Genomic DNA, 6,860 nt, shown 5'->3' on the forward strand with positions numbered 1-6,860 from the left:
CGCTCACCGACAAGGGCCGCCTCCCGGCAGAGGCGGCCCTTCGCCGTCCACGGCCCCCTGTGCCGTCGGCCGCGGCGCCTTCGCCGGCTACGGCGCCCGGGCCCGCGACCCGCGTCGACAACACCGGTGTCACCACGCCCCCGGCGCGTGACCGTCCACGGTGAAGACGGTGCCGTCGGGCGCGGTCGCGCAGACCCGGGTGCCGACCGGCACCGGAGCGGGCGGTGCGCTCATGACCCGCGCCGAGTCGGCGCCGAGCCGCGCGGGCGTCTGCCCCACCAGCCGCCCCTTCACCGCGTCCACGGCGAGCAGCCGGCCGTCGCCCGCGCTCAGGTACACCCGCCCGTCCCGCGCGACCGGCAGCGAACCCCGGCTCACCGACGTCTCCAGATGCCACAGCCGCCTGCCCGCCGCCACGTCCACGGCGTCCAGGGAACCGCCGGTGGCCAGCACGTAGACGACGTCCCCGCGCACGGTGGCGTGCGCGCCGTCGAGCACGGCGGGCAGCGCGACCCGCCGGGTCGCGCCCGTCGCGGGGGTGTAGCGGACGACCTCCCGGGCGCCGTAGCCGCTGTCCATGGCCAGGAAGTACACCGACCCGTCGGCCCGCGCGCCGACCGGCTTGAGCCAGCCGCGCAGCCGTACGTCCCACCGCATCCGGCCGCTCGCCGGATCCACGGCGGTCACCCGGGTGTGCCCGCCGTCGGCGGACGTACGGGTCGCGTAGGCCGGCGCGGCGCCGGGGAACGCGGCGAAGGACGGCGCGTCCTGCCCGGGCACGACCCCGTGCCAGCGGGTACGGCCGGTCGCGCCGTCGACGCCGGTGACCGTGCCGTCCACGCCGGTGAGCAGGGCGGTGTCACCGGCGTACCGGACCGTCGTGCCCACGGGCAGCCGGCGCCGCCACACCTCCTCGCCCGTGGCCGGGTCCAGCCCGGCGAGCCGGGAGCCGCCGTCGGTGTACGGCTGGACCAGGCCGCCGGAGACGACCGGCGGACCGCTCGTGGCCCGGGTGCCGACCGGCTGCCGCCACAGCAGCCGGCCGTCGGCCGCGTCGAGCGCGAAGACGACGCCCGGCCGCGCGCAGAACAGCTTGCCGACGCCGTACGAGCACTGCGGCATCCCGTCGCCGCCGACCGCCGGCCGGGCCGTCCAGCCCCCGGAAGCAGCCGTCAGCGCCGGTGTGTCCCCGCCCCGGGGAGACTGATCGTTTCCCCCCGTCACCCACACCGCGGCGAACCCGCCCACCAGGGCCAGCGCGCCCGCCGCCAGCGCCGCCGTCCGCCCGCGGCCCGGCCGCCACCGAGGGCGCCGCCCGGCACCGGCGGGCACCGGCTCCGGCTCGGGCCGTGCCGTCGCCGCCCGCCCGCGGCCCGGGCGCCACGTCCGGCGCCGCCCGGTGTCCGCCGGGCCGGACACCGGTGCGGGGGTGTCCCCACCCGTCCGCTGCGCCGGTATGAACGCCTGGGTGTCGTACGAGGCCGCCACCGAGCGCAGCTCCCGCATCAGCTCGTCCGGCGTGGGCCGGTCCGCGGGCTCCTTGGCCAGGCACCGCCGCACCAGCGACGCGAGCCCCACCGGTACGCCGGTCAGATCGGGCTCGTCGTGGACGACCTGGTAGGCGACGATGTAGGGACTGTCGGAGTCGAACGGGCCGCGCCCGGTCGCCGCGTGCACCATGACCGAGCCCAGCGCGAAGACATCGGCGGCCGGACCGACCTCGCGGGGCCGCCGGAACTGCTCCGGCGCCATGAACGGCGGGGTGCCGATCAGCTTGCCCGTCTCGGTGCGCAGCTCGCTGTCCTTGGGCCGGGAGATGCCGAAGTCGATGACCTTCGGCCCGTCCTCGGCGAGCAGCACGTTGCCGGGCTTCAGATCCCGGTGCACCACCCCGACCCGGTGGATGTCGCGCAGCGCCTCGGCCAGCCCCGCCATCAGCCGGCGCAACTGCTCCGGAGCCATGGGGCCGCTCCGCTTCACATGTTCCGAGAGGGTCGGCCCGGGGATGTACAAGGTGGCCATCCAGGGCCGTTCGGCCTCCGGGTCGGCGTCGACGACGGGCGCGGTGAAGGCACCGCTGACCCGGCGCGCGGCGGCCACCTCCTGCCGGAAACGGCCCCTGAACTCGGGATCCCGGGCGAACTCCGCGTGTACGACCTTCACCGCGAGCTTCATCCCCGAGGTGCTCCGGGCGAGGTGGACGACCCCCATGCCGCCGGAGCCCAGACAGGACTCCAGCCGGTAGTGGCCGGCGTATTCCGGAAGTTCCGCTTCCGCGTTCGCCCCGGCATTGCGCTGTGGCGCCATGGACCACCCCCGTGCTGTTCGTCCGCGCGCGCGACGCACGGAGCCTAGTCGATGACTCGTACGGGACTAAGGCGGCTTGCTAGCGTCTGTGCCCGAGCCGCGCACACGTTTCGCGCCGGCTCGCACCGAGTCCGAAAGCGACGGGGGAGGACCACTTTCATGTCTGTCGACACACAAGAGGCCGGAAGCGTGGACGAGGGCCGGGACGGCCTGACGACGCAGGCGGCCGCGGCCGTACGCACCTACGCCGTCGCCCCGGGGGTCCGGCTGAACGTCCGCAGCGGCCCGGGCACCCAGTACAACCTGGTCCGCGTGCTGCCGGTGGGCGTCCGGCTGCCGGTCTACTGCCAGACCCCCGGCACCACGGTCTCCGGCCCCTACGGCACCACCAACATCTGGGACCTCATCGACAACGGCGAGTACGTCTCGGACGCCTACCTCCACACCGGCAGCGACGGCTACATCGCCCCCCGCTGCGGCTGACGACACGCACCAGGCCGAGCCCCGGCCGGAAGGCCGGCCACGGCCGGGGCGATAATCGTGCCGTGAGCGACGAAACCGGCACCCCGGACCGCCCGGAGGGCTCCACCGGCGACACGGAGCGCGACGGCGGCCCCCGCCCCGAACCCCTGCGCTTCTTCGGCACCTCCTGGGTCGACCACGACAACGGCTACGCGGCCCGCCGCGCCGGTGTCGCCGTCGGCTCCCTCGCCGCCGCGGCCGCCTCCTGCCTGGTGCTCCGCCTCGCCTACGAGGGCATCCGCATCGCCGACACCGGCCCCTTCGTGAGCGTCCTCGTCGTGGTGATGTTCGCGATCTGCAGCGCCTTCGCCTTCCGCAACACCTGGGAGGGCTTCGGCAAGCGGCACGACCCGCAGCGCCAGGCCTCCCTGCGCGGCATGCTCGCCATCGGCTTCGTCGGCTCCCTCCTCGCCTACTTCGTCCGCTCCCTCATCGAGGCACCGGGCGAGAAACTGCACCGCGAGGAGTACGAGAAGGCCCGCGAGGCCCACGCCCGCCGCACCACCCGCCGCACCGGCAACCCGTCCCGGAAGAAGCGCCGCCGCTGAGCGCGGCCGGGCCCCGAGGGCACCCGGCCGACGGGTCCTCCCCGGCGGAGCCGCGGCCGGCCCCCCTGCCAGGCGGCCGGCCGGGACGCACGGGACCGTCCGCCCGCCCCGGCCCGCGAGGGCTCCCCTTGATCACCGTCATGCCGTAGAACTGAGCGCATGACAGCCGTCCCGTCGCAGCCCGCCGACCCGCACGCCCGCCACGCCGCACGGGCCGGTTCCTTCGATGCCGTCGCCGCCCGGTACGCCGCGAACCGCCCCTCCTATCCGCCCGCCCTCCTCGACGCCGTCGAGGAACTGGCCGGCCGCTCCCTGCGCGGCGCCAAGACCGTGGACGCCGGCGCCGGCACCGGTGCCGCCAGCGCCCTGCTGCACGCCCGCGGCGCCGACGTCCTCGCCGTCGAACCCGGCGCGGGCATGGCCGCCGAGTTCCGCCGCAGGCTGCCGCACATCCCCCTGGTCCGGGGCGACGGCAACGCCCTGCCCGTCGCCGACGCCACCGCCGACCTCCTCACCTACGCCCAGGCCTGGCACTGGACCGACCCGGCGCGCTCGGTGCCGGAGGCGCTCCGCGTCCTGCGCCCGGGCGGCGCGCTGGCCCTGTGGTGGAACACCAACGCCCTGGACGTCGACTGGATCGCCGAAGCCACCGGCCGGGCCGGCCGCTTCCTCGGCATCGACGCCGCCGCCGAACAGCGCAAGGCCGGCGAACGCGTCGAGCGGGCCGACCCCAGCGGACGCCTGCGCTTCACCCGCCGCACGGTCCGCTGGAGCCGCCGCGTCCCGGTCGACACCCACCTCGCCAACATCGCCACCCACTCCGCCATCCTCATCGCCCCCGAGGAGCGGGCGGCCGCCTTCCTGGAACAGGAGCGCGGCCACCTCCTGGAGGTCTTCCCCGACGGCGTGGTCGAGGAGACCTACGACGTCCTCCTCATCGTCGCCCGCACCCCCTGACCCGCCGCCGTTCCGCCCACCGGACAACCGGCCCGCACACCGCACCCCCGGTGCCAGACTGATCGGCATGAGCCAGAAAGTCGCAGTCCTCGGCACCGGCAAGATCGGCGAAGCCCTGCTCAGCGGAATGATCCGGGCCGGCTGGGCCCCCACCGACCTCCTGGTCACCGCCCGCCGCCCCGAACGCGCCGAGGAACTCCGTGCCCGCCACGGCGTCAACCCGGTCACCAACACCGAGGCCGCCAAGACCGCCGACACCCTGATCCTCACGGTCAAGCCGCAGGACATGGGCGCCCTCCTGGACGAACTCGCCCCGCACCTGCCCGCCGACCGCCTGGTCATCAGCGGGGCCGCCGGCATCCCCACCTCCTTCTTCGAGGAGCGCCTGGCCCCCGGCACCCCCGTCGTCCGGGTCATGACCAACACCCCCGCCCTCGTGGACGAGGCCATGTCGGTCATCTCCGCCGGCAGCCACGCCACCGAGCGGCACCTCGCGCACGCCGAGGAGATCTTCGGCGGTGTCGGCAAGACCCTGCGCGTCCCCGAGAGCCAGCAGGACGCCTGCACCGCGCTGTCCGGCTCCGGCCCGGCCTACTTCTTCTACCTGGTCGAAGCCATGACCGACGCCGGCATCCTGCTCGGCCTGCCCCGCGACAAGGCCCACGACCTGATCGTCCAGTCCGCGATCGGTGCCGCCGTGATGCTCCGCGACAGCGGCGAGCACCCCGTCAAGCTCCGGGAGAACGTCACCTCCCCGGCCGGCACCACGATCAACGCCATCCGCGAGCTGGAGAACCACGGCGTACGAGCCGCCCTCATCGCCGCCCTCGAAGCAGCCCGCGACCGCAGCCGCGAACTCGCCTCCGGCAAGAAGGACTGACCGGCCCCGGCCCCCGGGCGGCGGCCCCCGCCGCCCGGGGCCCGGAACCCGCCCGACGACGGCTAACGAGCGGCGCTCGGCGAGGGCTCGGCCACGGGCGGCAGCAGCCCGATCGCCCGGTAGGCCGTATCGACCGTCGGCCGGGCCAGCGCCCGCGCCTTCTCCGCGCCCTCGCGCAGCACCCCCTCCACATACGCCGGATCGGCGCACAGCTCCCGGTGCCGTTCCCGCACCGGCCGCAGCACCTCCACCACGGCCTCCGCGGTGTCCTTCTTCAAAGAGCCGTACGAGTCGTACCCGCCCGCCAGCGACTCGGGATCCCCACCCGTGCACGCGGCGAGGACGTCCAGCAGATTCGCGAGGCCCGGCCGCTCCACCCGGTCGTAGACGACCTCCCGCCCGCTGTCCGTCACGGCCCGCAGCACCTTCCTGCGCACCACGTCCGGTTCGTCCAGCAGATAGACGACCCCGGTCCCCGACTCGTCCGACTTCCCCATCTTCCGCGTCGGGTCCTGGAGGTTCATCACCCGCGCGGCCACCGGTGGCAGCGTCGTCCGCGGCACCACGAACGTGTGCCCGTAGCGCTGGTTGAACCGCACCGCCACATCCCGGGCCAGCTCCACGTGCTGCGTCTGGTCCTCGCCGACCGGCACCTCGTCCGCGCCGTACGCCAGGATGTCCGCGGCCATCAGCACCGGATACGTCAGCAGCGACAGCCGCAGACTCCCCCCGCGCTCCCGCTGCCTGGCGGCCTTCTCCTTGTACTGGATCATCCGCCGCATCTCGCCGTCGGTCGCCACGCACTCCAGCAGATACGACAGCCGCGTGTGCTCGTCGACATGGCTCTGCAGGAACAGGGTGCACGCCTCGGGGTCTAGCCCGGCCGCCAGCAGCAGCGTCGCCGTCTGCCGGCTGAGCCTGCGCAACCGCGCCGGATCGTGCTCCACGGTCAGCGCGTGCAGGTCCACCACGCAGAACAGCGAGTCGGCCCGGTGCTGGTCCACCTCGGCCCAGCGCCGCATGGCCCCCAGGTAGTTGCCCAGGGTCAGATGCCCGGTCGGCTGGATCCCGCTGAAAACCCGGGTCATGTCCACTCCACCTTCTGGTCGGGACCGCCGCCCCTGCGGCCGGCCCCCTCGGACCCGGAGGGAGAGACGAGAACGGCCGCCGAAGCGGCGGCCGTTGAGTGCATACGTGAGTACGGCCGCCGTCAGGCGGCCCACCAGAGCTGGGTGCACGTACGCGTCATCACGTCGTCCACACTACGCCTCGGGAGTGCCCCCCGGCAGTGAGTTGACACGCCCCCGGCCGCTCCGTAGTGTTCTCCGAGTTGTCCGACGTGAGCGCCGACTCCGGTCGGTCCCCGGACAGCCATTCCGCAAGCACCACCCACTCATCGACGCTCCGGCGCCGACTGCATTGGCGTGCGTATTTGCGAAATGAGGAATCCGCGTTCGAAAGGACGCAGGCCCCGATTAGCTCGGGAGCCGGGAATCCGCTAAAGTCTCACTCGTCGGAACGGCCCAACAGCCGCGAAGACAAACCCCGCCGACGGGGATCGGACGCCGAAAGGATCTGATAGAGTCGGAACCGCCGGAAAGGGAAACGCGAGAGCGGGAACCTGGAAAGCACCGAGGAAATCGGAT

The 6,860-nt window shown here is 74.1% G+C and carries 6 protein-coding genes; 4 read left to right on the forward strand and 2 right to left on the reverse strand.

Annotated elements, in window-relative coordinates:
* Positions 1-129: 129 nt before the first annotated feature.
* The gene (locus tag ABD350_RS33710) at positions 130-2,307 is read right to left on the reverse strand and encodes a serine/threonine-protein kinase (RefSeq protein WP_344352833.1); all 2,178 of its coding nucleotides are present in this window, start codon (positions 2,305-2,307) and stop codon (positions 130-132) included.
* Between the two features lie 159 nt (positions 2,308-2,466).
* Here ABD350_RS33710 and ABD350_RS33715 point away from each other — a divergent pair, with 159 nt between their 5' ends.
* From ABD350_RS33715 to proC, 4 genes are all read left to right on the forward strand, one after another.
* Positions 2,467-2,790, forward strand: a complete 324-nt coding sequence (locus ABD350_RS33715) for an SH3 domain-containing protein (RefSeq protein ID WP_344352835.1) — start codon at positions 2,467-2,469, stop codon at positions 2,788-2,790.
* Between the two features lie 62 nt (positions 2,791-2,852).
* A complete protein-coding gene (locus ABD350_RS33720) occupies positions 2,853-3,377 on the forward strand; it encodes an EamA/RhaT family transporter (protein ID WP_344352836.1) in 525 nt (174 codons plus the stop codon).
* A 159-nt stretch (positions 3,378-3,536) separates the two neighbouring features.
* Positions 3,537-4,334, forward strand: a complete 798-nt coding sequence (locus tag ABD350_RS33725) for a class I SAM-dependent methyltransferase (RefSeq protein WP_344352837.1) — start codon at positions 3,537-3,539, stop codon at positions 4,332-4,334.
* A gap of 67 nt (positions 4,335-4,401) precedes the next feature.
* Entirely contained in the window at positions 4,402-5,214 is an 813-nt protein-coding gene (gene proC, locus ABD350_RS33730) for a pyrroline-5-carboxylate reductase (protein ID WP_344352838.1), read from the forward strand.
* Between the two features lie 62 nt (positions 5,215-5,276).
* Here proC and trpS read toward each other — a convergent pair whose 3' ends face one another.
* Positions 5,277-6,302, reverse strand: coding sequence for a tryptophan--tRNA ligase (trpS, locus tag ABD350_RS33735; protein ID WP_344352839.1), 1,026 nt, complete (start codon positions 6,300-6,302; stop codon positions 5,277-5,279).
* Positions 6,303-6,860: the final 558 nt, after the last annotated feature.

The sequence above is a fragment of the Streptomyces nogalater genome, from assembly GCF_039532885.1.
Classification (GTDB): Bacteria; Actinomycetota; Actinomycetes; order Streptomycetales; family Streptomycetaceae; genus Streptomyces; species Streptomyces nogalater.